The organism is Burkholderia sp. ABCPW 14 (genome assembly GCF_001523835.1).
In the GTDB taxonomy this organism is placed as follows: Bacteria; Pseudomonadota; Gammaproteobacteria; order Burkholderiales; family Burkholderiaceae; genus Burkholderia; species Burkholderia mayonis.
This window is the reverse complement of record NZ_LOVS01000003.1, coordinates 36,030-61,945: the sequence shown is the minus strand read 5'-3', so window position 1 is coordinate 61,945 and position 25,916 is coordinate 36,030. Positions and strand designations below refer to the sequence as shown.

The 25,916-nt window shown below is 65.5% G+C and carries 27 protein-coding genes; 11 read left to right on the top strand and 16 right to left on the bottom strand.

The features are described 5' to 3' along the window. The first annotated feature begins 311 nt into the window (after positions 1-311). The 4 genes from WS62_RS00520 (at position 312) to WS62_RS00505 (ending at position 4,089) form a co-directional block, all read left to right on the top strand. Positions 312-1,529, top strand: coding sequence for a DUF2863 family protein (locus WS62_RS00520; RefSeq protein ID WP_066566313.1), 1,218 nt, complete (start codon positions 312-314; stop codon positions 1,527-1,529). A 203-nt stretch (positions 1,530-1,732) separates the two neighbouring features. Further along, a complete protein-coding gene (locus WS62_RS00515) occupies positions 1,733-2,572 on the top strand; it encodes a response regulator transcription factor (protein ID WP_066484353.1) in 840 nt (279 codons plus the stop codon). 66 nt (positions 2,573-2,638) lie between these two features. Further along, positions 2,639-3,313 carry an energy-coupling factor ABC transporter permease gene (locus WS62_RS00510; RefSeq protein ID WP_066566311.1) on the top strand — a complete coding sequence of 225 codons (675 nt, stop codon included), beginning with the start codon at positions 2,639-2,641 and terminating at the stop codon, positions 3,311-3,313. Between the two features lie 152 nt (positions 3,314-3,465). Beyond that, entirely contained in the window at positions 3,466-4,089 is a 624-nt protein-coding gene (locus WS62_RS00505; protein ID WP_066566308.1) for a BspC domain-containing protein, read from the top strand. Positions 4,090-4,257: 168 nt separating this feature from the next. Here the strand turns inward: WS62_RS00505 and WS62_RS00500 are convergent, their stop codons facing one another. After that, positions 4,258-5,412 carry a M14 family metallopeptidase gene (locus WS62_RS00500; RefSeq protein ID WP_066566303.1) on the bottom strand — a complete coding sequence of 385 codons (1,155 nt, stop codon included), beginning with the start codon at positions 5,410-5,412 and terminating at the stop codon, positions 4,258-4,260. 42 nt (positions 5,413-5,454) lie between these two features. Continuing rightward, complete coding sequence (gene yaaA, locus WS62_RS00495) at positions 5,455-6,237, bottom strand: peroxide stress protein YaaA (RefSeq protein WP_066566301.1); 783 nt, start codon at positions 6,235-6,237, stop codon at positions 5,455-5,457. A 93-nt stretch (positions 6,238-6,330) separates the two neighbouring features. Between yaaA and WS62_RS00490 the strand changes: the two genes are divergently transcribed. Both WS62_RS00490 and WS62_RS00485 read left to right on the top strand, forming a co-directional pair. Further along, a complete protein-coding gene (locus tag WS62_RS00490; protein ID WP_231748161.1) occupies positions 6,331-6,984 on the top strand; it encodes a PIN domain-containing protein in 654 nt (217 codons plus the stop codon). 36 nt (positions 6,985-7,020) lie between these two features. Then, a complete protein-coding gene (locus WS62_RS00485; RefSeq protein WP_066566285.1) occupies positions 7,021-8,193 on the top strand; it encodes a pyridoxal phosphate-dependent aminotransferase in 1,173 nt (390 codons plus the stop codon). Between the two features lie 161 nt (positions 8,194-8,354). On the opposite strand, the gene WS62_RS00480 is transcribed toward WS62_RS00485, so the two are convergent. Beyond that, positions 8,355-9,011, bottom strand: coding sequence for a glutathione S-transferase (locus tag WS62_RS00480; RefSeq protein ID WP_066566325.1), 657 nt, complete (start codon positions 9,009-9,011; stop codon positions 8,355-8,357). A 251-nt stretch (positions 9,012-9,262) separates the two neighbouring features. Between WS62_RS00480 and WS62_RS00475 the strand changes: the two genes are divergently transcribed. From WS62_RS00475 to WS62_RS00455, 5 genes are all read left to right on the top strand, one after another. Further along, positions 9,263-10,054, top strand: coding sequence for an oxepin-CoA hydrolase, alternative type (locus WS62_RS00475; RefSeq protein WP_066566282.1), 792 nt, complete (start codon positions 9,263-9,265; stop codon positions 10,052-10,054). A gap of 9 nt (positions 10,055-10,063) precedes the next feature. Then, positions 10,064-10,777 carry a histidine phosphatase family protein gene (locus WS62_RS00470; protein WP_066484375.1) on the top strand — a complete coding sequence of 238 codons (714 nt, stop codon included), beginning with the start codon at positions 10,064-10,066 and terminating at the stop codon, positions 10,775-10,777. A gap of 27 nt (positions 10,778-10,804) precedes the next feature. Continuing rightward, positions 10,805-11,911, top strand: coding sequence for a phosphotransferase (locus WS62_RS00465; protein ID WP_066566279.1), 1,107 nt, complete (start codon positions 10,805-10,807; stop codon positions 11,909-11,911). A gap of 45 nt (positions 11,912-11,956) precedes the next feature. Then, positions 11,957-13,192 carry an acyl-CoA dehydrogenase family protein gene (locus WS62_RS00460; protein ID WP_066566271.1) on the top strand — a complete coding sequence of 412 codons (1,236 nt, stop codon included), beginning with the start codon at positions 11,957-11,959 and terminating at the stop codon, positions 13,190-13,192. Between the two features lie 322 nt (positions 13,193-13,514). Continuing rightward, on the top strand, positions 13,515-14,210 hold the full coding sequence (locus tag WS62_RS00455; protein ID WP_066566324.1) for a glutathione S-transferase N-terminal domain-containing protein: 696 nt from the start codon (positions 13,515-13,517) through the stop codon (positions 14,208-14,210). 170 nt (positions 14,211-14,380) lie between these two features. Here the strand turns inward: WS62_RS00455 and WS62_RS00450 are convergent, their stop codons facing one another. From WS62_RS00450 to nuoI, 13 genes are all read right to left on the bottom strand, one after another. Beyond that, positions 14,381-14,875 (bottom strand): MaoC family dehydratase, encoded by a 495-nt coding sequence (locus tag WS62_RS00450; protein WP_059596627.1) that lies wholly within the window; start codon positions 14,873-14,875, stop codon positions 14,381-14,383. Beyond that, on the bottom strand, positions 14,872-15,330 hold the full coding sequence (locus tag WS62_RS00445) for a MaoC family dehydratase (RefSeq protein ID WP_059596628.1): 459 nt from the start codon (positions 15,328-15,330) through the stop codon (positions 14,872-14,874). The genes WS62_RS00450 and WS62_RS00445 overlap by 4 nt, the downstream gene beginning before the upstream one ends. Before the next feature lie 39 nt (positions 15,331-15,369). Then, positions 15,370-16,503 (bottom strand): acyl-CoA dehydrogenase family protein, encoded by a 1,134-nt coding sequence (locus WS62_RS00440; protein ID WP_066566267.1) that lies wholly within the window; start codon positions 16,501-16,503, stop codon positions 15,370-15,372. A gap of 11 nt (positions 16,504-16,514) precedes the next feature. Further along, positions 16,515-17,711, bottom strand: a complete 1,197-nt coding sequence (locus WS62_RS00435) for an acyl-CoA dehydrogenase family protein (RefSeq protein WP_066566264.1) — start codon at positions 17,709-17,711, stop codon at positions 16,515-16,517. Between the two features lie 62 nt (positions 17,712-17,773). Then, complete coding sequence (locus tag WS62_RS00430) at positions 17,774-18,196, bottom strand: DUF1178 family protein (protein ID WP_066566262.1); 423 nt, start codon at positions 18,194-18,196, stop codon at positions 17,774-17,776. Between the two features lie 142 nt (positions 18,197-18,338). Continuing rightward, a complete protein-coding gene (locus tag WS62_RS00425) occupies positions 18,339-18,929 on the bottom strand; it encodes an NUDIX domain-containing protein (protein WP_066566258.1) in 591 nt (196 codons plus the stop codon). 36 nt (positions 18,930-18,965) lie between these two features. After that, positions 18,966-19,271, bottom strand: coding sequence for a DUF2818 family protein (locus tag WS62_RS00420; RefSeq protein WP_066566254.1), 306 nt, complete (start codon positions 19,269-19,271; stop codon positions 18,966-18,968). Then, on the bottom strand, positions 19,271-20,728 hold the full coding sequence (gene nuoN / locus WS62_RS00415) for an NADH-quinone oxidoreductase subunit NuoN (RefSeq protein WP_066566252.1): 1,458 nt from the start codon (positions 20,726-20,728) through the stop codon (positions 19,271-19,273). Before nuoN ends, WS62_RS00420 begins: the two co-directional genes overlap by 1 nt. A gap of 39 nt (positions 20,729-20,767) precedes the next feature. After that, positions 20,768-22,258, bottom strand: a complete 1,491-nt coding sequence (locus WS62_RS00410) for an NADH-quinone oxidoreductase subunit M (RefSeq protein WP_066484391.1) — start codon at positions 22,256-22,258, stop codon at positions 20,768-20,770. A gap of 14 nt (positions 22,259-22,272) precedes the next feature. After that, entirely contained in the window at positions 22,273-24,315 is a 2,043-nt protein-coding gene (gene nuoL / locus WS62_RS00405; protein ID WP_066566250.1) for an NADH-quinone oxidoreductase subunit L, read from the bottom strand. Between the two features lie 17 nt (positions 24,316-24,332). Further along, entirely contained in the window at positions 24,333-24,638 is a 306-nt protein-coding gene (gene nuoK / locus WS62_RS00400) for an NADH-quinone oxidoreductase subunit NuoK (protein WP_010102528.1), read from the bottom strand. 17 nt (positions 24,639-24,655) lie between these two features. After that, positions 24,656-25,312, bottom strand: a complete 657-nt coding sequence (locus WS62_RS00395; RefSeq protein ID WP_059470604.1) for an NADH-quinone oxidoreductase subunit J — start codon at positions 25,310-25,312, stop codon at positions 24,656-24,658. Positions 25,313-25,425: 113 nt separating this feature from the next. Beyond that, positions 25,426-25,914 carry an NADH-quinone oxidoreductase subunit NuoI gene (gene nuoI, locus WS62_RS00390; protein WP_010102524.1) on the bottom strand — a complete coding sequence of 163 codons (489 nt, stop codon included), beginning with the start codon at positions 25,912-25,914 and terminating at the stop codon, positions 25,426-25,428. Positions 25,915-25,916 lie beyond the last annotated feature (2 nt).

The following is a 25,916-nucleotide window of genomic DNA, read 5'->3' as shown; positions in this document are numbered from 1 at the left end:
TCTAGATCATCTTCCCGCACCCTCGGTCGACTAACCCGCCAACCGTCTCGCCCCGAGCACCGGAACTTCCCATCTCCCCCTTTCGCGCTACGTTTCCGTTACCGCGAAAGAGGCGTGATTCTAGGCATAAGATTCGTACCCCGCAAGGGGTTTCGAAAATTTTTTCGAAAATTTTTTGTCCCTTAAATATTCACACGCCGAACGCGCTCGCATATTGTCTATACGGAAGACCGCCAGAAGGCCGGCAAACCGCTGAACATACGCGGAACGGACTAAAATGACAGGTTCCTCGCATCCAACCATGTCAATCTATGCGCCAGCGAACCGCTAAACGCCTCCCTCCCGATGCCGACAAACTGGTCGGTCTGTCGCTCGCACTGTTTGCGTCCGGCAGCCGTGTCGAAGATCGCTTCTGGGAAGCCAAGCTCGACGCCTTGCTCGCAAAGATCGTCCGCAACGGCAACCAGACCACGCTCGACGCCGCGCTCGACCATCTCCAGCAGAATCATCCGGACGCCTACGGCGCCCTCGCCGATATGGCCGAGACGCACAGCGAATCGCTGTCCGTCGAGCACGACGGCAAGCCGTACGAGGCGCTTCTCGTCGCAGTCCCCGTACTCGCTTGGACCCGCTACATGATTCCGTCGGGCTCGCTCAAGGCCGAGATCGCCGATGTGTTGCGCACCCATTTGCAAGCACACGTGCTCGCGCACGGCACGCTCGTCGCGATGACGCCCTTTTTCTACAGCATTGATCAGTTGCCGCGCCATCACGTCGAGACTTACCGCCTCGCGCAGCAGCTCGCGCATGCGGCGCTCGGCAACCATCCGGTCAAGCTCAACTTCGGCGACCTGCCCGAGACCTCGCCGATCCTCGCCGATCCGCGCTTCCTGCTCGCCGTCGTCGCCGCGCCCGCCGGCGCCCCGCTCTTCCGCTGGCAGGAAGAAGAGCATGGCTCGCGCATCGAGCGCGGCCAATGCCTCGAGCAATGGGCTGCGCAAGGCGGCGTCAATCTGTCGGCCGCGCTGCCCGGCTGCGAATTCGAGTGCTTGCTGCCCGACGCGTACTACTCCGCGTGCCGTGACGCGGACGAGCGGATCCGTCCGCACACCGTACGCACCGCGATCCGCTATCTGTTCGACACGATCGGCGCACCGCCGCAGGAACTGCGCGCCGTGATCGCCGGTTTCGGCGAGCGTCGGATCGACGAATATCGCGTCGCGTTCACTCGCCGCGGCAGCAACGATGTCATCTATGGCGTCGTCTGGCCGCTCTATGGACGCGAGAACGGCGAGGCGGCCGTCGACGAAGCGACGCTCGAAGCCGAGGCGCCCGCCGACGGACCGCTCGAGGAAATCGCGTCGCTGCTGAAGGAAGCGGGCGTGACCGACATCCGCCGCCACGCCGGCCGTTTCGAACCCGAATATTGCGACGATTGCGGCGTCCCGCTGTACGCGGATCCGCTCGGCGAGATCGTCCACGCGGAGATGCCGGAGGACGCGACGCCCGCGCAGCCGCACTTCCACTGAAACCCCGCCCGCCTCGCGCCATCTGGCGCAAGAGGTCCATCGAAGGCCGCCTCGAGCTCACGCTCGCGGCGGCCTTCTCACTCTTGCTTGTCTGAATTTTTCTTACGACTTTCAGCTAGGCCGACATTTTGTAATGTCTTTGTCATTATTGAGGGGATGGCACTTGTCGTTTTCTCGATCAATCGGATAAGCGGAGGCATAACATGAGGTTTCTGGTGCTCAATTCCGACGCAGAGCGTCGCGACGGCTTGAAAACCCTGCTGCGTCAAATCGACCGGCATGCCGGCTACAACGACGCCAAGGACTGGCGGCAGGCGCAACGGCTCATCAAACAACAGAGCTTCGACTTGATCGCAGTCGACTGGCAAGACATCAAGCGGCTCGGCGATCTACATGCGCTTTGCCAGGCCTGCGCGCCGACGCCCGTCGCCGCGCTTACCGACGACGCGTCGCCGGAGCACGCGCAAGCGCTCTTCGATGCTGGCGTGCTCGGCGTCATTCCACGCTCGACGCGCCCTCACACCATCGTTCGCGCATTGGAAATGGTGCTGCTCGGCGAATACTACGTCCCGCCGAGCGCGCTGAACCTCGCCGAGCCGGCCGCGCGCGCGAGGGACGGCCGCGTAGACGCGATCGTCAGCCAGCTCCCGCGCAGGAAACGCTCGCCGTGCAGCCGGCTCTCGCCGCGCCAGGCGCAGATCATGCGTTTCGTCCATATGGGCAGCACCAACAAGATGATCGCGCGCACGCTCGGCATCAGTGAAGGCACGGTCAAGATTCATCTGGCCAGCATCTTCCAGCAATTGGGTGCGACAAATCGCGCCGCCGCGGTCGCGATCTACAACGGCTGGCTGCCGCCACATCTCGAAGTGCTGCTGTCCGCGCGCGACAGCTCGCCGAAGCCCGTACACGGCGCGGCCGGCCCTGTGCCGCTGCGCACGGCGAAGGCGCAGCACAAGTACCCGCTCGTCGCCGAGAACGAATCGTCTGCCCAGCCGCTCATCGCGGCCGAACCGAGCACTCCTTTCAAAGCGAACGAATAGCCGGCAAAACCCGCGTAGAGGGTGAATCCATTCCCATCTTTTGCATTCAACGAGTAATATAAAAACATGGGTTTCCTCTACACGCCGCTTCCGTTCTGGGTCGCCGTCGGTGGCTGGACCGCCGCCGGGGGGTTGCTCGCCTTCGCGTTGTGGAGGCGCCCGTTCGGTCGTCTGCAGGATGCGACACTACAGCACGTATGGCTCGCGCTCGTGACCACGATCACGGTGCTATGGGCGTCCAATGCGTGGCTCGACGACGGCCTCGTCATGCATCTCCTCGGCGCGACGCTGCTCGTCACACTGTTCGACTGGACCCTCGCGCTCGTCGCAATGGCGGCCGTGATCGGCGTCGCGGCGGTCGTGTTCGACGCGACCTGGCAAGGCATCGGGCTCACCTATCTCGTATACGGCGCACTTCCCGTTGCGATATCGGCGCTGCTGCAGCGCGCCGCGCTCGCGTGGCTGCCGCACAACCTGCCCGCGCTCATCATCGGCCAGGGCTTCGTGTCGCCTGCGATCACGGTGGGCGTCGTCGCGGCCGCGGCGGCCGGCGTGCAGATCGCGCTCGCCGACGGCACGCTCGTCGTCGTCCCGTCCGGCTATGCGCTGAACGCATTGCTGCTCGCGCTCGGCGAAGCGTGGTTCACCGGCATGGCGACCGCGTTGATCGCGGTTTACCGACCCGCATGGGTCACGACCTCCGACGTGCGCCGCTATCGCCTCGGCGGACCGCGCGCGTGAGTTCGTACGCGCGTAGACGCGCGCGCAACCGGCCATACGGGCAATCGCTCTACTGCCGCGCCGGAAAATTACGCTAAGATGGAACCCTGCTCTTCATCGGGCATCTCACGTGCCTGGTGTCTGTCTCTATCGCGCTTATCTCTTACCTCCAGATGGACAGCTTTTCCGCCTCGCATCGCCTGCTCGGCGCGCTCGGCAAGCTGACGGCCTGTGTCGCGGGCCTGTCGCTCACGTTCGCCGCGCCCGCGTTTGCCGATTTACTCGATCAACGCGCCGAACTCGTCAACAAATACGTCAATGAAATGCACGCCGATCCGCTCGTCGCGGATTGCGCCGCACACGGCAGTTTCATCGCCAGCACGTCGAGCGCTTTCGATCATGTCGAATTTCCGCCGAACGCGTTCGACAACGGCAACGCTTCGATCACGCCGTGGAACGACTCGTTCGACGAAGGCAAGCAGCGCGTGAAGGTCGACAACATCGTGACCGTCGAAGGCCTCGGCGTACGCAGCAGCGGCGGCGACCCGGAGCACCTGAAGTTCCGCTGCGGCTATGTCGGCACGCAGATGCTCGCGTTCAGCTGGAACGATCCGGTGCCGCCCGCGAAGCCGCGCGTCGAACGCACGACGTCGTCGAAGAAAAAACTTCGCGCGCACTCGGGCAAGGGCAAAGTCAAGGCGAAAGCGGCAGGCAAGAGCAGCAAGCGATCGGCTGCGACGAAGAAGTCGGGCACGGCGAAGAAAGCCGTGAAGAAGCGGTCGACGCAGAAGTCGTGAAGCGGCCCATCGGATGCCTGTCTGAACGATGACGGCGCCGGGCATCGGGCGACGCGCGTCATGCGCCGCCGTCGGCTCGACGCAAAAAAAGCCGGAACGCGGCAATGCCGCTCCGGCTTTTTGATGCGCGCTCCATTTCGCGCGCATCCTCTGTGCAGAGACGATCGCTCACGCGAAAGCCTGCACGTGCTCGAGAATCGCGCCCAGCATCGCCGCGCCGAGCGACGCACTCCGCGCGCCGTTCCAGCCGACATGCTCGTCGGGCAGGTTCGCGTTGTCCTTGAACGGCATCTCGAGCGTCAGCGACAGGCAGCCGAACCGATGGCCGATGTACTTCGACGCGAGCTTGAGCGCATCTTCCTTGTACTTGCCCGGCGGATAGCCATGCTCGTCCTGGAAATCGGGGCTCGCGCGCTTGAACGCGTCGATAAACGCGCGCTGCTCGACGCGCTGCTGCTCGGTGAAGCCCGGCAGCATCTCCGAGCCGGCCGCGAACACGTACGGTAAATCTTCGTCGCCGTGGATGTCGAAGAAGAGATCGCAACCGATCGCGTGAATCGCGTCACGCACGACGAGCACTTCGGGGCTGCGCTCGGCATCGGGCTCCATCCACTCGCGATTCAGGTTCGCGCCCGCGGCGTTCGTACGCAGATTGCCGTGCACGCTGCCGTCCGGATTCATGTTCGAAACGATGTAGAACGTCGCGCGATCGTAGAGCGTGCGCGCGACCGGATCGCCCGACCAGTCGCCCCAGCCGACGAGCCGCTTCACGAGACCTTCGACGAACCATTCCGCCATCGACTCGCCCGGATGCTGGCGCGCGATGAGCCACACTTTCTTCTTCGCGGCGCTCGCTTCTTCCGGCGTGCCGAGCACGACGAGCGACATCGGCCGCCCTTCGACCGTGCGGCCGAGCTCGACGACGTTCGCATGCGGCATCTGCTGGACCGCGCCGAGGAACTCCGAATGACGCTCTTCGCCGTACGGCTCGAAATACGCGTAATAGATGCTGTCGAAATCGGGCGTATGGTCGATCGTCAGCACCTGACCGTCATACGATGTCGGCACGCGGAACCAATTGACCCGGTCGTAGCTCGCGACTGCGCGATAGTTGCGCCAGCCGGCCGGATACGCGCAGTCGTTCGCGTTCTCGAACGTCATCACGCAGCGCTCGTCGCGCGCGCCCGTCAGGCGGAAGTAGAACCATTGAGCGAACTCGGAACGATTGTCGCCGCGCACGCGCAGCCGGATCGCATCCGCGCGCTCGCACGACAGGACGTCGATCGCGCCTGCGTCGAAATTGCTCGTGATCGAGAGAGTCATTGCGTCTCCTGGTTACGGCGACCGCGCCGGGCCGCCCGGAATTCAAGCGCCGACACGCCGGCGAAACACATAGGTATCGTCGTTCGACGCAGCTTCGTCGAACGCGTAGCCTTCCGATGCGAAGTTCTTCAGCGCGTCGGGCGACGCGATCCGCCCCTCGACGACGTAACGCGCCATCAGACCGCGCGCGCGCTTCGCGTGGAAGCTGATGATCTTGTAACGGCCGTCCTTCCAGTCCTCGAACACCGGCGTGACGACGCGCGCGTCGAGCAGCTTCGGCTTCACCGACCTGAAGTACTCGGCCGATGCGCAATTGACGAGCACGCGCGATGCGCCATCGCGCGTCTTCAGATCGACGTTCAGCGCCTGCGTGATCCGCTCGCCCCAGAACGCGTACAGATCCTTGCCGCGCGCGTTCGCGAAGCGGGTGCCCATTTCGAGCCGGTACGGCTGCAGCAGATCGAGCGGCCGCAGCAGCCCGTAGAGCCCCGACAGTACGCGGACGTGCCGCTGCGCGTAGTCGAGATCGGCGGCCGACAGCGAGCGAGCGTCGAGGCCTTCGTAGACATCGCCGTTGAACGCCAGCACCGCCTGTTTGGCGTTCGCGGGCGTCGACGTGCCCGACCAGTCCGCGTAACGCTGGAAGTTCAGGCGCGCGAGCGGATCGGAAATGCTCATCAGCGTCCCGATCTGCTGCGGCGACAGCCGGCGCAGCTCGCCGATCAGTTCGGCCGCGTCGTCGACGAACTGAGGCAGCGTATGAGTGGCAACGTGGGGCGGGGTTTCGTAGTCGAGCGATTTCGCCGGGGAGAGAACGATTATCATAGAGGCTCACCGGCACGCCGTGCCGTGCAGTCAAACGAAAACCACCGATTGTAACGAATGCCAAGCCCCGACGCTCCGCGCGCCGGTCGCCGCGTGGTGCTCGATTCGAACGTCTGGATCGACATCCTCGTGTTCGACGACCCCGCCGCCCGCCCGATCCGCGACGCCCTGGAAACGGGCGCCATCACGGCGCTCATCGACGCTCGCTGCCTCGTCGAGCTCGAGCGCGTGCTCGACTACCCGCAGTTCAAGGCACGCTCGGTCGACAAGGCCGCCGCGCTCGCAACGGTAGCGCGCCTGTCGGAGCGCGTCGGGGAGCCCGATCGCGGCGGTTCGCGAGAGGCCGCCGCGACGACGGGCGCCGGCGCGAACCGCTCGCTTGCGGCCGCATCATCGGCGGGCGCTTCGAACAGCCCGAATCCCTTGAACGCTTCGGACCTTCCAGATGCGACAGACGCGACCGACGTGCAAGCGGGCCGCACGGATTCGCCGTCGCCAGCCGACGCGGCCGCGCCGCCCCTCGCCGCGGATGCGCCGCCGTCGCGCGCGTTGCCGAAGTGCAAGGACCGCGACGACCAGAAATTTCTCGAGCTCGCCTATGCGGCACACGCCGACTGGCTCGTGTCGAAGGACCGCGCGCTCCTGAAGCTCGCGCGCCGGACCGCGCGCGACTTCGGCTTCAGGATCGCGCAGCCGGCGCCGTTCGCCGCCTGCGCGCTCGCGGCCAACGCATCCGAGCCGGCGTAAGCGACGCGCTTCGCCCCCCTTTTCGCGCAAGCCACGATGAACGCACAGCACGACATGCCCACGACGCCCACCCTCCTCTCCCGCCTGCCCGACGTCGGCACGACGATCTTCACGGTCATGAGCGCGCTCGCCGCGGAAAAAGGCGCGGTCAACCTCGGCCAGGGCTTTCCCGATTTCGATTGCGATCCGCGCATCGTCGACGCGGTCGCGCGCGCGATGCGCGACGGCCACAACCAGTATCCACCGATGACGGGCGTCGCGCCGCTGCGCGAGGCGATCGGGGACAAGATCGAGCGGCTCTACGGCCGCCGCTACGACGCCGCGACCGAGATCACCGTGACGGCCGGCGCGACGCAGGCGCTCCTGACCGCGATCCTGTGCACCGTGCATCCGGGCGACGAGGTGATCGTGATTGAGCCGACCTACGACAGCTATCTGCCGTCGATCGCGCTTGCGGGCGCGACGCCCGTGTTCGTCACGCTCGACGCGCCCGACTACGCGATTCCGTTCGACAAGCTCGCCGCCGCGATCACGCCGAAGACGCGCGCGATCCTGATCAACACGCCGCACAATCCGACGGGCACCGTATGGCGGGAGGCGGACATGCGCGCGCTCGAAGACATCGTGCGCGACACCAACCTGCTGATCGTGTCCGACGAGGTCTACGAGCACATGGTCTATGACGGCGCGCGGCACGAGAGCGTCGCCCGTTATCCGGAACTCGCGGCGCGCAGCATCGTCGTGTCGAGCTTCGGCAAGACCTTTCACGTGACGGGCTGGAAGGTCGGCTACGTCGCCGCGCCCGCCGCGCTGACGGCCGAATTCCGCAAGGTCCACCAGTTCAACGTATTCACGGTCAATACGCCGATGCAGTTCGGCCTCGCCGATTACCTGCGCGATCCCGAGCCATATCTGACGCTGCCCGCGTTCTATCAGAAGAAGCGCGACTTCTTCCGCGCCGGACTCGCGAACACGCGCTTCAAACTGCTGCCGTGCGCGGGCACGTACTTCCAGTGCGTCGATTATTCGGCGATCAGCGATCTGCCCGAAGCGGAATTCGCGAAGTGGCTGACGACCGAGACCGGCGTCGCGGCGATTCCGGTGTCGGCGTTCTATCACGAGTCGCACGAATCGGGCGTCGTGCGTTTTTGCTTCGCGAAGCGCGAGGAGACGCTCGCCACCGCGCTCGAGCGGCTCGCGCGCTTGTAAATCCGGCGCATGGGCGGGCCCCCATGGGCGACCGCGACCACCCGTCGCCGTTGTGCGGTCAAGGCAGCCCATCGCGCCGCCGGCATCGCGGCGAACGCGCGCGCGATGCGCGAGACGGCCAACCGGCCTTCGCGCATCGCGCGTGCATCACACGAGTCGCGTCAACGCTGCTTCGCAAGCCCCGCGATGAACGCCTTGCGCTCTTCGCTCACGCGCCGCGCAGCCGGCCGCTCCGCCTCGATGCGCTTCACGTACGACTTCCAGTCGATTCCGGCATCGGCGATGAAATCGCGGCCGTAGATCGCTTTCGTCGCGAGCGCGACGATCGGCAAATGGATGAACGCAGCGACGTCGGCGATGCCGAACGTGTCGCCGAGCACGTAAGGCGAGAATTTCGCGAGCCGCTTGAAACCGTCCAGCGCGCGCGGCATGCGCTTCTCGACGTGCGCCTTCGTGCCGTCGCTGACCTTGCCGCCGAAGAACGCCTCCGGAAACAGCTCGCGCACGTTCCATTCGAGATACAGCTCGAGCACCGTCGTGATCTCGCGCGCCTTCGCCGCCGCGAACGGATCGGCCGGGAAGATGCGCTTGTCGGGATGGGTCGCGACGAGATATTCGACGATCGCCTGCGATTCGCTGATCGCGCCATGCTCGGTCAGCAGATACGGCACCTTGCCGAGCGGTGTGTCGGCGAACAGCGCGGGATCGTCGATCGGAAGCTTGACGAGCGTCTCCTCGAACGGAATGTCGTGCTCGAGCAGTACTAACTTGACCTTGTTGTAATAGTTCGACAGCGGTAAGCCACAGAGCCGAAGCATCGAAGTCTCCTTCGTCATGGGAAAAGGGCCGCGCGCAATGTATCCCGCACGTCGGTCGGCGTAACGCCGAAAAGCACGTTCATGCTAGTCTAAAGCAACTTCGACGCGCGTCGCGGCGTTCGCGCCGCGGCACGTTTCGAGCACCGCCTCAAAAATGCCGGCCAAGCCGGCCGGGACAGCGCCCGCGCCGCGCGACGCATGTACGCGGCGCACCGCTCCCGACGCCTATCGCATTCAAGGAGACTCACCGCATGAGCGCAGAACTGCTCGCGTCGCGCCCGCCCGAAAGCGAATCGACGCTCGTCCTCACGCTGTCCAACCCCGGCGCGCGCAACGCGCTGCACCCCGACATGTACGCCGCCGGCCTCGAAGCGCTCAACACGGCCGAGCGCGATCCGTCGATCCGCGCGGTCGTGCTGACGGGCGCGGACCGCTTCTTCTGCGCGGGCGGCAACCTGAACCGGCTGCTCGACAATCGCGCGAAGGAGCCCGCCGCCCAGGCGGCGAGCATCGATCTGCTCGGCGAATGGGTCACCGCGATCAACACGGTGACGAAGCCCGTGATCGCGGCCGTCGAAGGCGCGGCCGCGGGCGCGGGCTTCTCGCTCGCGCTCGCGTGCGACCTCCTCGTCGCCGCCGACGATGCGAAGTTCGTGATGTCGTACGCGCGCGTCGCGCTCACGCCCGACGGCGGCGGCTCGTGGTTCCTCGCGCGCGCGCTGCCCCGCGCGCTCGCGGCCGAGATCCTGTTCGAAGGCAAGCCCGCCGCCGCGTCGCGGCTGCATGAGCTCGGCGTCGTGAACCGCCTGACGAAGCCGGGCGCCGCGCGCGACGAGGCGATCGCGTGGGCCGGCGCGCTCGGCAAGATGTCGCCGAACGCGCTCGCGCGGATCAAGTCGCTCGTCGCCGACGCGCAGACGCAGCCGCTCGCCGCGCATCTCGTCGCCGAACGCGATCACTTCGTCGCGTCGCTGCACCACGCGGACGCGCTCGAAGGGATCACCGCGTTCCTCGACAAACGCCCTCCCGTCTACAAACGCTAAAGCCCGCCCATGTCCTATCAATTGCCGAAACGTCGCCGCATTTATCTGATGCGGCATGGCGACGTCACCTACTTCGATGCGAGCGGCCGCCCGTTCGACCAGGACGCCGTGCCGCTCAACGAGCGCGGCCGGATGCAGGCGAGCGCCGCGGGGCGCGTGTTCGCCGAGCAGCACGTGCGTTTCGACCGCGTGATCACGAGCGGCCTGCCGCGCACGATCGAAACCGCGCGGCGCGTGCTCGCGGAAATCGATCAACCGCTCGACATCGACATCGAGCCCGCGTGGCGCGAGATTCGCGGCGGCTTCCTCGCCGACATCCCGCCCGAAGAGCAGGAAGCCGCATTCCTGCGTGTACTCGACGGCATCGTCGCCGAGCACACGCGCTTTCTCGGCGGCGAAACGATCGGCGAGCTGATCGACCGCGTGCTGCCGCCGCTCGCCGCGCTGCGCGCGGACCCGTCGTGGGACACGGTGCTGCTCGTGCTGCACGGCGGCGTGAATTGCGCGCTCTTGTCGCACGCGACGGTGCCCGGACATCGGCTCTTCATCGGCACGCTGTCGCAGTCGGCGGGCTGCATCAACGCACTCGACGTCGGCGAGCGCGACGACGACTGGGTCGTGCGGCTCGTCAACTACTCGCCGCCCGAAGCGCTGCACCGCGACACCCGCAACACGACGATGGAAGTGCTGTATCACCAGTTTTTGCAAAGCACGCGCGAATAGGCGCGGCGCACGGATCTGGAGGAGACGATGGCAGCCGAGAACGATCCGAAGTCCAAGCCGACCGATTACGCCGCATTCGAAGGCACGCGCCCCGTCGGCGACGCGCAGCGCTTCGACGTGGACGCGCTGAGCGCGTGGCTCGCGCAGCACGTGGACGGTTTCGCCGGCGCGCTTTGCATCGAGCAGTTCAAAGGCGGCCAGTCGAATCCGACGTTCAAGCTCGTCACGCCCGCGCGCAGCTACGTCTTGCGCGCGAAGCCCGCGCCCGCGGCGAAGCTGCTGCCGTCCGCGCACGCGATCGAGCGCGAGTATCGGGTGATGGCCGCGCTCGCGGACACCGACGTGCCCGTCGCGCCGATGCTCGCGCGCTGCGACGACGAAAGCGTGATCGGCCGCGCGTTCTACGTGATGGCGTTCGTCGACGGCCGCGTGCTGTGGGACCCGTCGCTGCCCGGCATGACGCCCGCTGAGCGCGGCCGCCATTACGACGAGATGAACCGCGTGATCGCCGCGCTGCACTCGATCGATCCGCAGGCGGTCGGGCTCGCCGATTACGGCAAGGCGGGCAACTATCTCGCGCGTCAGATCGCGCGCTGGAGCAAGCAGTATCTGGCTTCGGAAACCGAGCCGATCGACGCGATGCACCGGCTGATCGACTGGCTGCCGCAACATCTGCCGCCCGAGACCGAGGACGACGCACGCGTGTCGATCGTGCACGGCGACTATCGGCTCGACAACCTGATCTTCGATCCGCACGCGCCGCGCGTGCTCGCGGTGCTCGACTGGGAACTGTCGACGCTCGGCGACCCGCTCGCCGATTTCGCGTACCACTGCATGGCGTGGCACGTTACGCCCGAGCGCTTTCGCGGAATCGCCGGGCTCGATCTGCCGGCGCTCGGGATTCCCGACGAAGCGCATTACGTCGCCCGCTACTGCGAGCGCACCGGCCTGACGATCCCCGACAACTGGAACTTCTATCTCGCATACAACATGTTCCGGATCGCGGCGATCCTGCAGGGCATCATGAAGCGCGTCGTCGACGGCACCGCGTCGAGCGCCCAGGCGCTCGACGCCGGCCAGCGCGCGCGGCCAATGGCCGAGCTCGCGTGGCGCTATGCACAGCGCGCACGCTAGCGGCGCCCCACTCTTCCACTGAACCGACCGACAGGCGAGGCAGCCATGCATTTCGATTACACCCCGAAAGTCGAAGCGTTGCGCGCGCGGCTCAACGCGTTCTTTGACGAGCACATCTATCCGAACGAGCGCGCATTCTACGAAGAGATCGCGCGCAACCGGCGCGCCGGCGACGCATGGCAGCCGGTCGAGCTGATCGAGACGCTGAAGCCGAAGGCGCGCGCCGCGGGCCTGTGGAACCTGTTCCTGCCCGACTCGACGCGCGGCGCCGGCCTCACGAACCTCGAATACGCGCCGCTTTGCGAAATCATGGGCCGCGTGCCGTGGGCGCCCGAGGTCTTCAACTGCAACGCGCCCGACACCGGCAACATGGAAACGCTCGAGCGCTACGGCGCCGACGCACACAAAGCGACGTGGCTCGAACCGCTGCTCGACGGCACGATCCGCTCGGCGTTCCTGATGACGGAGCCCGAGGTCGCGTCGTCGGACGCGACGAACATCCGGACCCGCATCGAGCGCGACGGCGGCAACTACGTGATCAACGGCCACAAGTGGTGGTCGTCCGGCGCGGGCGATCCGCGCTGCAAGCTCTACATCGTGATGGGCAAGACGGACCCCGACGCGCCCCGCCACGCGCAGCAATCGATGATCCTCGTGCCGTCCGACGCGCCCGGCGTCACCGTGCACCGGCCGCTCAACGTGTTCGGCTACGACGACGCGCCGCACGGCCACATGGAGATCACGCTCGAGAACGTGCGCGTGCCCGCGTCGAACCTGCTGCTCGGCGAAGGACGCGGCTTCGAGATCGCGCAGGGCCGGCTGGGCCCGGGCCGCATCCATCACTGCATGCGGCTCGTCGGGCTCGCGGAGCGCGCGCTCGAACTGATGTGCCGGCGCGCGTCCGAGCGCGTCGCGTTCGGCAAGCCGATCGCCGCGCACACGGTCACGCAGGAGCGGATCGCCGAGGCGCGTTGCATGATCGAGCAGGCGCGGCTTCTGACGCTGAAGACCGCGTACATGATGGATACCGTCGGCAACAAGGGCGCGCGCGGCGAGATCGCGATGATCAAGGTGGTCGCGCCGAACATGGCGTGCGAGGTGATCGACTGGGCGATCCAGGCGCACGGCGGCGGCGGCGTCAGCGACGATTTCCCGCTGGCGTACGCGTATGCGAGCGCGCGAACGCTGCGCTTCGCGGACGGCCCCGACGAAGTGCATCGCAACGCGATCGCGAAGCTCGAACTCGCGCGCCATGCGAGCGCGCCGGCGCGAGGCAGCTAACTCGACGGCGATCGGCGATCGGCGATCGGCGACAGGCAGCGGCGACGCGCGCCGATGCGATCGCCGCCTTGCGCTCGGCCACCCGGGTGACAGACGTTGCGAGTTCACTCCGACGAACCGACCAATCGCCGACTGATGAGTCGTCTAGCCGACGAGCCGAGGCCGCGCGGCGCGCATCGAAGCGCAGCGACGCACCACGCGCCGGCATCGATTCCTCCGCCAGCGCAGCGGTCTGCAGCGCTGGCGGATCTATGCTCTAATTTTCCGCGTGCCGCGGCGCCGTGACGGCGCCGCATCGACGAACCATCACAAAGGAACGACGATGATCGACGTCTACAGTTGGGCAACCCCGAACGGCCACAAAATCCACATCATGCTCGAGGAGACCGGCCTCGACTATCGCGTGCATCCGATCGATATCGGCGCGGGCGACCAGTTCAAGCCGGCATTCCTGAAGATCAGCCCGAACAACAAGATCCCGGCGATCGTCGATCACGACGGTCCCGACGGCAAACCGATCTCGCTGTTCGAATCGGGCGCGATCCTGATCTATCTCGCCGAGAAGACCGGCAAGCTCCTGCCGTCCGCGCCTGCCGCGCGCTACGCGACGCTGGAATGGCTGATGTTCCAGATGGGCGGCGTCGGCCCGATGCTCGGACAGGCGCACCACTTCCGCCTCTACGCGCCCCAGCAGATCGAGTACGCGATCAACCGCTACACGAACGAGGCGAAGCGGCTATACGGCGTGATGGACAAGCGCCTCGGCCAATCCGCGTACCTCGCGAGCCACGATTACACGATCGCCGACATCGCGACGTTCCCATGGACTCGCTCATGGAAGAACCAGGGCATCGAGCTCGACGACTTCCCGAACGTGAAGCGCTGGCACGAAGCGATCGCCGCGCGGCCGGCGGTGCAGCGCGGCGTCGAGGTGCTGGCGTCGCTGCGCAAGCCGTTGCAGGACGACGATCGCGCACGCGAGATGCTGTTCGGCGCGACGCAGTACTCGCGCCACTGACGCGCGACGCGCGGCCGGCCGCGCGCCTGCGCGGCGACGAATGCGGGCCATGTCGCCCGAAATGAAAAAGGGACGCGGATCGAACCGCGTCCCTTTCTATTGTCGCCTCCTTCGCCACGCGCTGCGTCGCCGCGACCGCGACGCGAAGCAGCGAAATGCCGCGCGAGCGCTCAGAAGAAATGGAGCGTGACGAACTCCGCCGCGCATGCGAGCGCCTGCTTTTCAGGATGCTCGATCTCGACAGACACCGACCACGTCGCGCGCATGCCGCCCTGCGCGCCTTCGCTCACGTCCTTCACCGCGAAGCGCGCCCGCACGCGCGCGCCGACCGGCACCGGCCGCAGGAAGCGCACACGATTGAGCCCGTAGTTCACGCTCATCCGCTCCTCAAAGCGGACCGCGTCGACCATCAGCGCGGGAATCAGCGACAGCGTCAGAAAACCGTGCGCGATCGGCCCGCCGAACGGCGATTCGCGTCGCGCGCGCTCGGGATCGACGTGGATCCATTGACGATCGTCGGTCGCTTCCGCGAAGCGGTCGACGCGCGGCTGGTCGACGGTAATCCAGCCGCTCACGAACGGCTCCCCGCCGACGAGTTCGCGCAGCGCCTGCGCCGACGCGATCGTCGGCGGCGCCGCTTGCGTGTCGTCCGTCACGTTTGTCACGTGCGCTCCTTCGGCTCCCGCAGCCCGAACAGCACCTTCGAGCGCACGGTGATGACCGTCTCGCCCTGCTCGTTGACGCCTTCCCATTCGGTCGTCACGATCCCGCGATCGGGCCGGCTCGCGGACAGCCGCTTGTCGAGGACCTTGGTATACATCGTGATCGTGTCGCCCGAGCGCACCGGCTTGATCCAGCGGATCTCCTCGATGCCGGGCGAGCCCAGGCTCGTCGAGCCTTGCAGCACGTTGCGCACGAGCATGCCCATGAACACCGAGCACGTATGCCAGCCGCTCGCGACGAGCCCGCCGAACATCGACGACTTCGCCGCTTCCTCGTCGACATGAAAAGGCTGCGGGTCGTACGCCTGCGCGAACGTGACGATCTCGTCGGACGTGAATCGATGCTTGCCGACTTCGGTTTTACCGCCGACTTCCAGGTCTTCGTAACTGATACCCATCAAGCTTCTCCGTGAAATGAGTCGGGCGGGCGCGCCCGCTCAGGCATCCTGCAATGCCGCGAAATCCGGCAGCGACGCAAAGCGTGCGAGATGATGATCGACGTCGCCGAGCGTCGTTTCGATGATCGACAGACGCTTGAACAGATGCGCGGCCGCGACCTCGTCGGTGACGCCCATCCCGCCGTGCAGTTGCACCGCCTGCTGGCCGACGAAGCGCGCTGCCTGGCCGATGCGGACCTTCGCCGCCGACACCGCCTTGCGACGCGTGTTCGCATCGTCGCTCGCATAGCGCACCGCGGCGAGATACGCGAGCGAGCGCGCCTGCTCGACATGGATCAGCATGTCGACCATTCGGTGTTGCAGCGCCTGGAAACGCGCGATCGGCATGCCGAACTGCTGGCGCGTCTTCGTATAGTCGAGCGTCGCGCGATTGAGCGCGTCGAGCGCGCCGATCGCCTCTGCGCACAGCAGCACGATCCCGTAGTCGGCGATCTTCTCGAGTACGGCCGCGTCGCGCTCACCGCCGGCAAGCGCGCGCGCCGGCGTGTTCGACAGGCGGATCGTCGCCGCGCGCTGGCCGTCGATCGTCCGATAGTCGACGACGTCCGCGCCCGCTGCACCGCGCGCCACCGCGAACAGGCCGAGCGCGCCGTTCGGCAGCCGTGCGGGCGCGATCAGGACATCCGCCTGCGCGCCGTGCTGGACGATCGACTTGACGCCGTTCAGCGCGAATGCATCGCCGTCGGGCCGCGCGGTCGTCTCGATCGCGAACAGGTCGTAGCGCGCATGCGGCTCGTGAAACGCGACCGCGAGCTTCGCGTCGCCCTGCGCCACGCGCTCGAGGAGCGCGGCGTCTTCGCCACTGCCGGAGCCCGCGACGCGCACCGCCTCGATCCCGACCGCGGTCGCCCAATAGGGCTCGACGACGAGCGCACGCCCGAGTTCCTGCATCGCGACGAGCATGTCGACGGCGCCGCCGCCGAAACCGCCGTGCGCTTCCGGCACGGGCAGCGCGGTGAGGCCGAGCTCGGCGAACGCGCGCCACTGGTCGGCCGACACGCCGGCATCCGAATGGACGATCGCGCGCCGCGCGTCGAAGCCGTAGCGCTCGTCGAGATAGCGGCGCAGCGCGTCGGCGAATTGCTGTTGTTCTTCGCTGAAGGTGAAGTTCATGGCGCCGCTCCTCACAGTCCGAGAATCATCTGCGCGATGATGTTCTTCTGGATTTCGTTCGAACCGCCGTAGATCGAGGTCTTGCGGTAATTGAAGTAATACGCGGCGAGCGGCGCCGCGTCATCGTCGCCCGCGACGCTGTGCTCGCGCTCGCCTTCGAGGAACGGTGCGTCGAACGGCGCGGCGAGCGGCCCGATCGCATCGACCATCAGCTCGGTCAGCGCCTGCTGGATCTCGGAGCCCTTGATCTTCAGCATCGACGCCTCCGGCCCCGGCCCGCGCCCGCTCGCCTCGCTGCTGACGACGCGCAGCACCGTGACTTCGAGCGCCATCAGCTCGATCTCGAGCGCGGCGATCTTCGCGGCGAAAACGGGATCGGCGATGAGCGGCTTGCCGTTCTTGCGCTCGCGCGACGCGATGCGCTTCAGGAAATCGAGTTCGCGCTTCGACGCGCCGACGCGCGCGATGCCGGTGCGCTCGTGTCCGAGCAGATATTTCGCGTAGGTCCAGCCGCGGTTTTCTTCGCCGACGAGATTCTCGACGGGCACCGTCACGTCCTCGAAGAACACCTCGTTGACTTCGTGATCCTCGTCGAGCGTGATGATCGGGCGAACGGCGATGCCGGGCGACTTCATGTCGATCAGCAGGAACGAGATGCCCTCCTGCTTCTTCGCCGCGGGATCGGTGCGCACGAGGCAGAACATCATGTCCGCGTACTGGCCGAGCGTCGTCCAGGTCTTCTGGCCGTTGACGACGTAATGATCGCCGTGCCGCTCGGCGCGCGTGCGCAGCGACGCGAGATCCGAACCCGAGCCGGGCTCCGAGTAGCCCTGACACCACCAATCGGTGCCATCGAGAATCCGCGGCAGATAATGCCGCCTCTGCGCTTCGCTGCCGTACTTCATCAGCACCGGCGCGACCATCGATACGCCGAACGGCAGCACGGGCGGTGCGCCGATCCGCGCGCACTCCTCTTCCCAGATGTGGCGCTGCGTCGCGTTCCAGCCGGGGCCGCCGTACTCGACGGGCCACGCGGGCGCGGACCAGCCTCGCGCGCCGAGCAGCCGATGCCAGCTCGCGAAGTCGTCGCGATTCAGACGCTTGTGATCGAGAACCTTGGCGCGCAGCGTGCGAGGCAGATTCGCCTCGAGCCATGCGCGGACTTCGGCGCGGAACGCGTCGTCGGCGGGGGAATAATCGAAATCCATGCGCAGTGTCTCCTCTGACCGCGCCGGTGGCCGCCGACGGCCGCGCAGCGATCAGCGATCGATCACTGCAAAGGCTCTTTCAGCGCGGCCGGAACCGGCAGCGGCATCACGTCGATGCCTTCTTCGGCCAAGGCTTGCGCGTCTTCGGGCGTGGTTACGCCGCGAATGCCGCGCGCGGGCGCTTCGTTGTAGTGAATGCGCCGCGCTTCCTCGGCGAAGCGCTCGCCCACGTTCTCGGTCTTCGCGAGCACCTCGCGCAGCGCACGCATTGCCTGCGCCTGCAGTTCGCGCGGATCGGCCGGCTGCGCCTGCGTCGCGCCCGACAGATTCAGGCGCGGCGCGGACGGCATGCGGCTGACCTCGGTCGCACCGCAAACCGGGCATTCGACCAGCTTGCGGGACAACTGCGCTTCGAACTCATCGGCCGAAGCAAACCAGCCTTCGAACCGATGGCCATCCGGGCACTGCAAATCGAGGACCTTCATGCTGAATCAGGGCGTGCCGCCAGTGTATCGCAAAAAGAAATTTTGTGAACGGTCGTGCTAAATCAAGTCCGAAAAAGGACGCGATCGGACGAACCGACGGCACCGATTGTATCCCTTCGCAAAGTCTCCCGCTCGGCCCGGCTTACGGCCGAATCGCGTCACCGAGCGGCCACGCGCCCGACATCGCCTTCTCGAGCCACATTGTGCCGATGATCGTCTTGACGTCGCTGATCTGGCCGGTGCGCACCCATTCGAGCAGATCCGGCAGCGTCGCCGTGAACGTCTCGAGGAACTCGCCGTCGTCGAGCTTGCGCTCGCCCGCCGTCAGGCCGCGCGCGAGATAGATGTCGATGAATTCGGTCGAATACGAAATGATCGGATGAATTCGCGTGAGAAACACGTACTCGCGCGCGGTGTAGCCGGTTTCCTCGCGCAGTTCGCGGATCGCGCATGCGAGCGCGCCTTCGTCCGGATCGAGCTTGCCCGCCGGAAATTCGGCCATCACCTTGCCGACCGGATAGCGATATTGGCTCTCCATCAGCACGCGGCCGTCGTCGAAGAGCGGAATGACCATCACGGCGCCCGGATGCGTCACGTATTCGCGCGTCGCATGCTTGCCGTCGGGCAGGCGAACCGTGTCGCGCTTGACCTTCAGGAACGAGCCGTCATACACGGGCTCGCTTTCGATGCAAGTTTCGGTAAGGGTGGCGTCGTGATTCGGCAAGTCGGCCATCGGCGGCTCCGCAGTGGGGCGCGACGGCCTACGCCGTCAGCGCCGTTTGACGAGATACTGGAACGTGAAGCCGGGAAACGCAAACACCACAAAAAGACTGAAGGTGATCGCGTAAAACTGCCAGCCCTGTTCGAAGCGATTGCCGGCGCGCGATTCGAGCCAGAAGCCCAATGCGCCGACGACGAAATACAGCACGATCAATTCGCCGATCCGGACCCACGCGCTCTTTTTCACCGTCGCCCCGCTCTTGAGCGGCACGACGGCGAACAGGCGCTGGTTCAGGAACGGCAGGTTGGCGCCCGCGAGCGCCAACAGCACGATGAACCAGCCGGCTGCCGACATTACAGCGGCAGCGTGTGGCTGATCGCCTGCAGGCAGATCGTCATCAGCGGGCCCGGCACGATGCCGAGCACGACGCCTGCAAGGCCGTTCAGCACGAGGACCGTACGCTTGCACGCGTCGCCCGCGATCGGGGTCGTGTCCTGCGGCGCGTCGAAATACATCAGCTTGACGATGCGCAGATAGTAGAACGCACCGAACAGCGACGTGATGACGGCGAGCACTGCGAGCCACGTGAGGCCGGCGTTGACCGCCGCCTCGAGGACCGCGAGCTTCGCATAGAAGCCGACCGTCGGCGGAATGCCGGCGAGCGAGAACATCATCACCATCATCACGAATGCGAACACCGGGCTGCGCTTGTTGAGCCCCTTGAAGTCGTCGAGCGTTTCGGCTTCGAAGTCGCGGCGTGCGAGCAGCATCACGACGCCGAACGAGCCGAGCGTCGTCACGAGGTAGACGATCGTGTAGAACATCGCCGAGCTGTACGCGCTCGCCGCCGACGACGGGTTGCCGTTGACGACGCCCGCGAGCAGGCCGAGCAGCACGAAGCCCATGTTCGAGATCGCCGAGTACGCGAGCATCCGCTTCACGTTGCGCTGGACGATACCCGTGATGTTGCCGACGATCAGCGACAGCGCCGCGAGGATCACGAGCATTTCCTGCCAGTCGACCGCGAGCGGCAGCAGGCCCATCACGAGGAAGCGCAGGCCCCACGCGAACGCCGCGACCTTCGGGCCGCCGCCGACGAAGAGCGTCATCGCGGTCGGCGCGCCCTGGTAGACGTCCGGCACCCACATGTGGAACGGCACGGCGCCGAGCTTGAACGCAACGCCCGCGACGACGAAGATCACGCCGAACAGCAGCACCGCGTCGTTGATGCGACCCGATGCGACCGCCTTCAGCACTTCGTTGAGCTCGAGCGAGCCCGTCGCGCCATACAGCATCGAGATCCCGTACAACACGAAGCCCGATGCGAGCGCGCCGAGCACGTAGTACTTCATCGCCGCTTCGCTCGACTGCGCCGCGTCGCGACGCAGCGCGATCACCGCATACAGCGACAGCGACATCAGCTCGAGGCCGAGGTACAGCGTCAGGAAGTTGTTGCCCGAGATCATCACGAGCTGGCCGAGCAGCGAGAACATGCCGAGCAGGAACACGTCGCCGCGGAACAGATCGCGATCTTCAAGGTACTTGCGCGAGTAGACGAGCGTCACGGCGAAGCCGAGCGACACCACCGCCTTCATCACGCTCGCGAACGAATCGACGACGACCATCCGCGAGAAGAAGTAGTACTGCTGCGGATCGAGGGCTTGCAGCGCAAACCACACGCCGGCCGCGGCCGATGCGACGACCGCGATCAGGTACGTGAGGCGGCGGCCGGCCGCGCCGACGAAGGTGTCGTTCAGCCACGCGACGATGATGGCGACCATCACCAGCGCATCAGGCAACAGGACATTCATAGGTGCGTTTTGCATGATCTTTGTATCCTCCGCTCGCGCTTACTGGGCCAGCGGCAGTTTCGACTGCGCGACGTGGGAGAGGAGGTTTTCCACGGAAACGTGCATCACGTCGGTGAAGGGCTTCGGATAGAGACCCATCAGCATCGTGAACGCGGCGAGCACGGCGAGCATCAAGAACTCGCGGCGGCCGATGTCCTTCAGCTTCGCAACGTGATCGTTCGCCACCGCGCCGAAGTACACGCGCTTGTACATCCACAGCGTGTACGCCGCACCGAGAATCAGCGTGAACGCCGCGCCGAACGCGATCCAGAAATTGAACTGGACGGCGGCGAGAATCACCATGAACTCGCCGACGAAACCCGACGTGCCCGGCAGACCGCAGTTGGCCATCGAGAACAGCATCGCGAACGCGGCGAACTTCGGCATCACGTTGACGACGCCGCCGTAGTCGGCGATCTGACGCGAGTGCAGGCGATCGTACAGCACGCCGATGCAGAGGAACATCGCGCCCGACACGAAGCCGTGCGAGATCATCTGGACGATCGCGCCTTCGACGCCGAGCTGGTTGAAGATGAAGAAGCCGAGCGTGACGAAGCCCATGTGCGCGATCGACGAATACGCGACGAGCTTCTTCATGTCCGCCTGCACCATCGCGACGAGGCCGATGTAGATCACGGCGATCAGCGACAGCGCGATCACGACGGGCGCGAAGAAGTGGCTCGCGTCCGGCGTGATCGGCAGCGAGAAGCGCAGGAAACCGTATGCGCCGAGCTTCAGCATGATCGCGGCCAGCACGACCGAGCCGCCCGTCGGCGCTTCGACGTGCGCGTCAGGCAACCAAGTGTGGACGGGCCACATCGGCACCTTCACCGCGAACGCGAGGAAGAATGCGATGAATAGCAGCACCTGCGGCGTCATCGCGATCTTCGCGTTCTGCCACGTTGCGAGGTCGAACGAATGCGTCTGCGTGTACAGGTAGATCAGCGCGACCAGCATCAAGAGCGAGCCGGCGAGCGTGTACAGGAAGAACTTGAACGCCGCGTACACGCGGTTCGGGCCGCCCCAGACGCCGATGATGATGTACATCGGGATCAGCGTCGCCTCGAAGAACACGTAGAACAAGAGGCCGTCGGCCGAAGAGAACACGCCGATCATGATCCCCGAGAGAATCAGGAACGCGGCGAGGTACTGCGACACGTGCTCGGTGATCACCTCCCAGCCGGCGATCACGACGATCACCGTGATGAGCGCGGTCAGCACGACGAACCACATCGAGATGCCGTCGACGCCCAGGTGATACGTGATGTTGAAGCGTTCGATCCAGGTCGTTTGCTCGACGAACTGCAGCGCGGCGGTGCTCGAGTCGAAGCCCGTGATCAGCGGGATCGTGACGGCCAAGCCCGCCAGCGAGCCGATCAGCGCGATCCAGCGCGCCGCGCCCGGATTCTTGTCGGAGCCGACCGCGAGCACGATGAGGCCGAAGACGATCGGCAACCAGATCGCGGTACTGAGAATCGGAAAAGAGTGCATTAGTCGTCCCCGCCTTATTTGCCGCCGAGCGTTACAAACAGGGTCAGGAGCCCCAGCATGCCGATGATCATGGCGAACGCGTAGTGATAGATGTAACCGGATTGGAGGAAGCGGATCACGCCGGCGAACCAGCCGATGAAGCGCGCGCTGCCGTTGACGAGGCCGTCGATCACCACGACGTCGCCCTCCTTCCACAGACCGCGGCCGATCGCGATCGAGCCCTTCGCGAACACGACCTCGTTGATCTTGTCCATGTAGTACTTGTTGTCGAGCAGCGTGTAGATCGGGCCGAACGCGCGACGGATCACGGCCGGCAGACCCGGGCGCTTCAGGTACAGGAACCACGCGGTCACGACGCCGGCGAGCGCGAGCCAGAGCGGCAGCGACGAGATCGAGTGCAGGCCGAGCGCCGCCCAGCCGTGGAATTCCTCCGCCATCTCGGCAAGCGCCGGGTGGTTCTGGCCGATGAAGATCACCTTGTCGAACGCGACGCCGTGCTGGAAGAAATCGCCGTACAGCATCGGGCCGATCGCGATCGCACCGATGACGACCGACGGAATCGCGAGCAGCACGAGCGGCACCCAGACGACCCAAGGCGTTTCGTGCGGCTCGTGCGCGTGGCCGTGGTCGTCGTCATGGCCGTGATGCGCAGCCGACTCGGCGCCGTGGTTGTTGCCGAATTCCTTCGGATGACGGAAGCGCTCTTCGCCATGGAAGACGAGGAAGTACATCCGGAACGAGTACAGCGCGGTGACGAACACGCTCGCGACCACCGCGAAGTAAGCGAAGCCCGAGCCCGGCAGGTGCGACAGCTTCACCGCGTCGATGATCGAGTCCTTCGAGTAGAAGCCCGAGAAGAACGGCGTGCCGATCAGCGCAAGCGAGCCGACGAGCGACGTGATCCACGTGATCGGCATGTACTTGCGCAGGCCGCCCATGTTGCGCATGTCCTGATTGTGGTGCATGCCGATGATCACCGAACCCGCGCCGAGGAACAGCAGCGCCTTGAAGAACGCGTGCGTCATCAGGTGAAACACGGCAACCGGGTACGCGGACACGCCGAGCGCGACCGTCATGTAGCCGAGCTGCGACAGCGTCGAGTAAGCGACGACGCGCTTGATGTCGTTCTGGACAATGCCGAGGAAGCCCATGAAGAGCGCCGTGATCGCGCCGATCACCGTAATGAACGACAGCGCGGCGTCCGACAGTTCGAACAGCGGCGACATCCGCGTGACCATGAAGATGCCGGCCGTCACCATCGTCGCCGCGTGAATCAGCGCGGAGATCGGCGTCGGGCCTTCCATCGAGTCCGGCAGCCACACGTGCAGCGGGAATTGCGCGGACTTACCCATCGCGCCGATGAAGAGGCAGATGCACGCGACGGTCAGCAGACCCCATTCGGTGCCCGGGAAATGCAGCGACGCGAGCTCTGCGCGCTTCGCGAACACTTCGCCGTAGTTCATCGAGCCGGCGTACGCGAGGATGAGGCCGATGCCGAGCAGGAACCCGAAATCGCCGACGCGGTTCACGAGGAACGCCTTCATGTTCGCGTAGATCGCGCTCTCACGCGTGAAGTAGAAGCCGATCAGCAGGTACGACACGAGACCCACCGCTTCCCAGCCGAAGAACAGCTGCAGGAAGTTGTTGCTCATCACGAGCATCAGCATCGAGAACGTGAAGAGCGAGATGTACGAGAAGAAGCGCTGGTAACCGTCCTCTTCCGACATGTAGCCGATCGTGTAGATGTGCACCATCAGCGACACGAACGTGACGACGACCATCATCATCGCGGTCAGCGTGTCGACGAGGAAGCCGATTTCGAGCTTCAGCGAGCCGACGTTCATCCATTCGTAGACGGTCGCGTTGAAGCTCGCGCCGCCCATCACGTCGAAGAAGACGATCGCGGAAAGAATGAACGAGATCGCGACGCCGAGGATCGTGATCCGGTGTGCGCCCTTGCGCCCCACTGCGTTGCCGAACAGCCCCGCAATCAGCGAGCCGGCCAGCGGAGCGAGCGGAATCGCCAGCAGCAGGTTTTCATTGAGTGTCGTTGACATAACAGCGTTGCCTGAAATTAACCTTTGAGCTGATCGAGATCCTCGACATTGATCGTGTCGAGCTTACGGAACAGAGTCACCAGAATCGCGAGGCCGATTGCGGCTTCCGCCGCCGCGACCGTCAACACGAAGAACACGAAGATCTGGCCGTGCACGTCGCCCAGGTAATGCGAGAACGCGACGAAATTGGTGTTCACCGCGAGCAGCATCAGTTCGATCGCCATCAGGATCACGATGATGTTGCGGCGGTTCAGGAAGATCCCGACGATGCTGATCGCGAACAGGATCGCGCCCAGCACGAGGTAATGAGCCAAGGTCAACATAGATTCTTCTCCTCCGCTTAGCCGTTGTTCCCGCCCGACGCGGCGTCGCTCGCGGCGGTTTCCGGCTGCGGCTTGTCGGCTTGCATCTTCACGAGGCGCACGCGGTCTTCGCGGCGCACCTTCACCTGCTCGGACACGCGCTGGCGCTTGCTGTCCTTGCCCTTCTGCGCGGTCAGCGCGACTGCGGCGATGATCGCGACGAGCAGCACGAGGCCTGCGATTTCGAATGCGAAGATGTAATCGGTATAGATGACCTTGCCGATCAGCTTCGTGTTCGGCATGCCGGCGAGCGCGCCCGCGGCGATGTCGCGCACGGGCGAGGCCGTCGCGCCGTAGCCGCGCCACAGGATCAGGGCCGTCTCGACGATGATGATCGCGCCGACCGCGGTCGCCATCGGCACGAAGCGCTTGAAGTCTCGGCGCAGCACGTCGACGTTGATGTCGAGCATCATCACGACGAACAGGAAGAGCACCATCACCGCGCCCACGTAGACGAGCACCAGCAGGATCGCGAGGAACTCGGCCTCGAGCAGCATCCAGATCGCGGCCGCATTGAAGAACGCGAGCACGAGGAAGAGCGCAGACGCCACCGGGTTGCGCGAAGTGATCACCTTCAGCCCCGACACCACGAGGAGCAGCGAGAAGATGTAGAAGAGTACGGTCGTGAAGTCCATGATTACCGGTTCATCATTAGGCCATTGTCAGGCGCGGTTGGCTGGCACCGCCGGGCGTGCCGCGGCATCGCCGCGGCTTGGGCCGACCCGTCTTCCGGGCCGGCGCACGTCAATCACCGATACCGCGCATCGGCGGCCTTCGCGGCCGCAATCTCCTTCTCGTAGCGATCGCCCACCGCGAGCAGCATTTCCTTCGTGAAGTACAGGTCGCCGCGCTTCTCGCCGTGGTACTCGAGGATCTGCGTCTCGACGATCGAATCGACCGGGCAGCTCTCTTCGCAGAAGCCGCAGAAGATGCACTTCGTCAGGTCGATGTCGTAGCGCGTCGTGCGGCGGGTGTTGTCCGCACGCGTCTCCGACTCGATCGTGATCGCCAAGGCCGGGCACACCGCCTCGCACAGCTTGCACGCGATACACCGCTCTTCGCCGTTCTCGTAGCGGCGCAGCGCGTGCAGCCCGCGAAAACGCGGCGAGATCGGCGTCTTCTCTTCGGGGAACTGCACGGTGAACTTGCGCTTGAACGTGTAGCGTCCCGTCAGCGCAAGCCCCTTCAGCAGCTCGGTCAGGAAGAAGGTCTTAAAGAATTGTTGGATTGCCGTCATGA

Excerpts from the sequence above, each read along its gene's own strand:
- WS62_RS00520 (WP_066566313.1), top strand. The coding sequence starts at position 312 with ATGCGCCAGCGAACCGCTAAACGCCTCCCTCCCGATGCCGACAAACTG.
- WS62_RS00515 (WP_066484353.1), top strand. The coding sequence starts at position 1,733 with ATGAGGTTTCTGGTGCTCAATTCCGACGCAGAGCGTCGCGACGGCTTG.
- WS62_RS00510 (WP_066566311.1), top strand. The coding sequence starts at position 2,639 with ATGGGTTTCCTCTACACGCCGCTTCCGTTCTGGGTCGCCGTCGGTGGC.
- WS62_RS00505 (WP_066566308.1), top strand. The coding sequence starts at position 3,466 with ATGGACAGCTTTTCCGCCTCGCATCGCCTGCTCGGCGCGCTCGGCAAG.
- WS62_RS00500 (WP_066566303.1), bottom strand. The coding sequence starts at position 5,412 with ATGACTCTCTCGATCACGAGCAATTTCGACGCAGGCGCGATCGACGTC.
- yaaA (WP_066566301.1), bottom strand. The coding sequence starts at position 6,237 with ATGATAATCGTTCTCTCCCCGGCGAAATCGCTCGACTACGAAACCCCG.
- WS62_RS00485 (WP_066566285.1), top strand. The coding sequence starts at position 7,021 with ATGAACGCACAGCACGACATGCCCACGACGCCCACCCTCCTCTCCCGC.
- WS62_RS00480 (WP_066566325.1), bottom strand. The coding sequence starts at position 9,011 with ATGCTTCGGCTCTGTGGCTTACCGCTGTCGAACTATTACAACAAGGTC.
- WS62_RS00475 (WP_066566282.1), top strand. The coding sequence starts at position 9,263 with ATGAGCGCAGAACTGCTCGCGTCGCGCCCGCCCGAAAGCGAATCGACG.
- WS62_RS00470 (WP_066484375.1), top strand. The coding sequence starts at position 10,064 with ATGTCCTATCAATTGCCGAAACGTCGCCGCATTTATCTGATGCGGCAT.
- WS62_RS00465 (WP_066566279.1), top strand. The coding sequence starts at position 10,805 with ATGGCAGCCGAGAACGATCCGAAGTCCAAGCCGACCGATTACGCCGCA.
- WS62_RS00460 (WP_066566271.1), top strand. The coding sequence starts at position 11,957 with ATGCATTTCGATTACACCCCGAAAGTCGAAGCGTTGCGCGCGCGGCTC.
- WS62_RS00455 (WP_066566324.1), top strand. The coding sequence starts at position 13,515 with ATGATCGACGTCTACAGTTGGGCAACCCCGAACGGCCACAAAATCCAC.
- WS62_RS00445 (WP_059596628.1), bottom strand. The coding sequence starts at position 15,330 with ATGGGTATCAGTTACGAAGACCTGGAAGTCGGCGGTAAAACCGAAGTC.
- WS62_RS00440 (WP_066566267.1), bottom strand. The coding sequence starts at position 16,503 with ATGAACTTCACCTTCAGCGAAGAACAACAGCAATTCGCCGACGCGCTG.
- WS62_RS00435 (WP_066566264.1), bottom strand. The coding sequence starts at position 17,711 with ATGGATTTCGATTATTCCCCCGCCGACGACGCGTTCCGCGCCGAAGTC.
- WS62_RS00430 (WP_066566262.1), bottom strand. The coding sequence starts at position 18,196 with ATGAAGGTCCTCGATTTGCAGTGCCCGGATGGCCATCGGTTCGAAGGC.
- WS62_RS00425 (WP_066566258.1), bottom strand. The coding sequence starts at position 18,929 with ATGGCCGACTTGCCGAATCACGACGCCACCCTTACCGAAACTTGCATC.
- WS62_RS00420 (WP_066566254.1), bottom strand. The coding sequence starts at position 19,271 with ATGTCGGCAGCCGGCTGGTTCATCGTGCTGTTGGCGCTCGCGGGCGCC.
- nuoN (WP_066566252.1), bottom strand. The coding sequence starts at position 20,728 with ATGAATGTCCTGTTGCCTGATGCGCTGGTGATGGTCGCCATCATCGTC.
- WS62_RS00410 (WP_066484391.1), bottom strand. The coding sequence starts at position 22,258 with ATGCACTCTTTTCCGATTCTCAGTACCGCGATCTGGTTGCCGATCGTC.
- nuoL (WP_066566250.1), bottom strand. The coding sequence starts at position 24,315 with ATGTCAACGACACTCAATGAAAACCTGCTGCTGGCGATTCCGCTCGCT.
- nuoK (WP_010102528.1), bottom strand. The coding sequence starts at position 24,638 with ATGTTGACCTTGGCTCATTACCTCGTGCTGGGCGCGATCCTGTTCGCG.
- WS62_RS00395 (WP_059470604.1), bottom strand. The coding sequence starts at position 25,312 with ATGGACTTCACGACCGTACTCTTCTACATCTTCTCGCTGCTCCTCGTG.
- nuoI (WP_010102524.1), bottom strand. The coding sequence starts at position 25,914 with ATGACGGCAATCCAACAATTCTTTAAGACCTTCTTCCTGACCGAGCTG.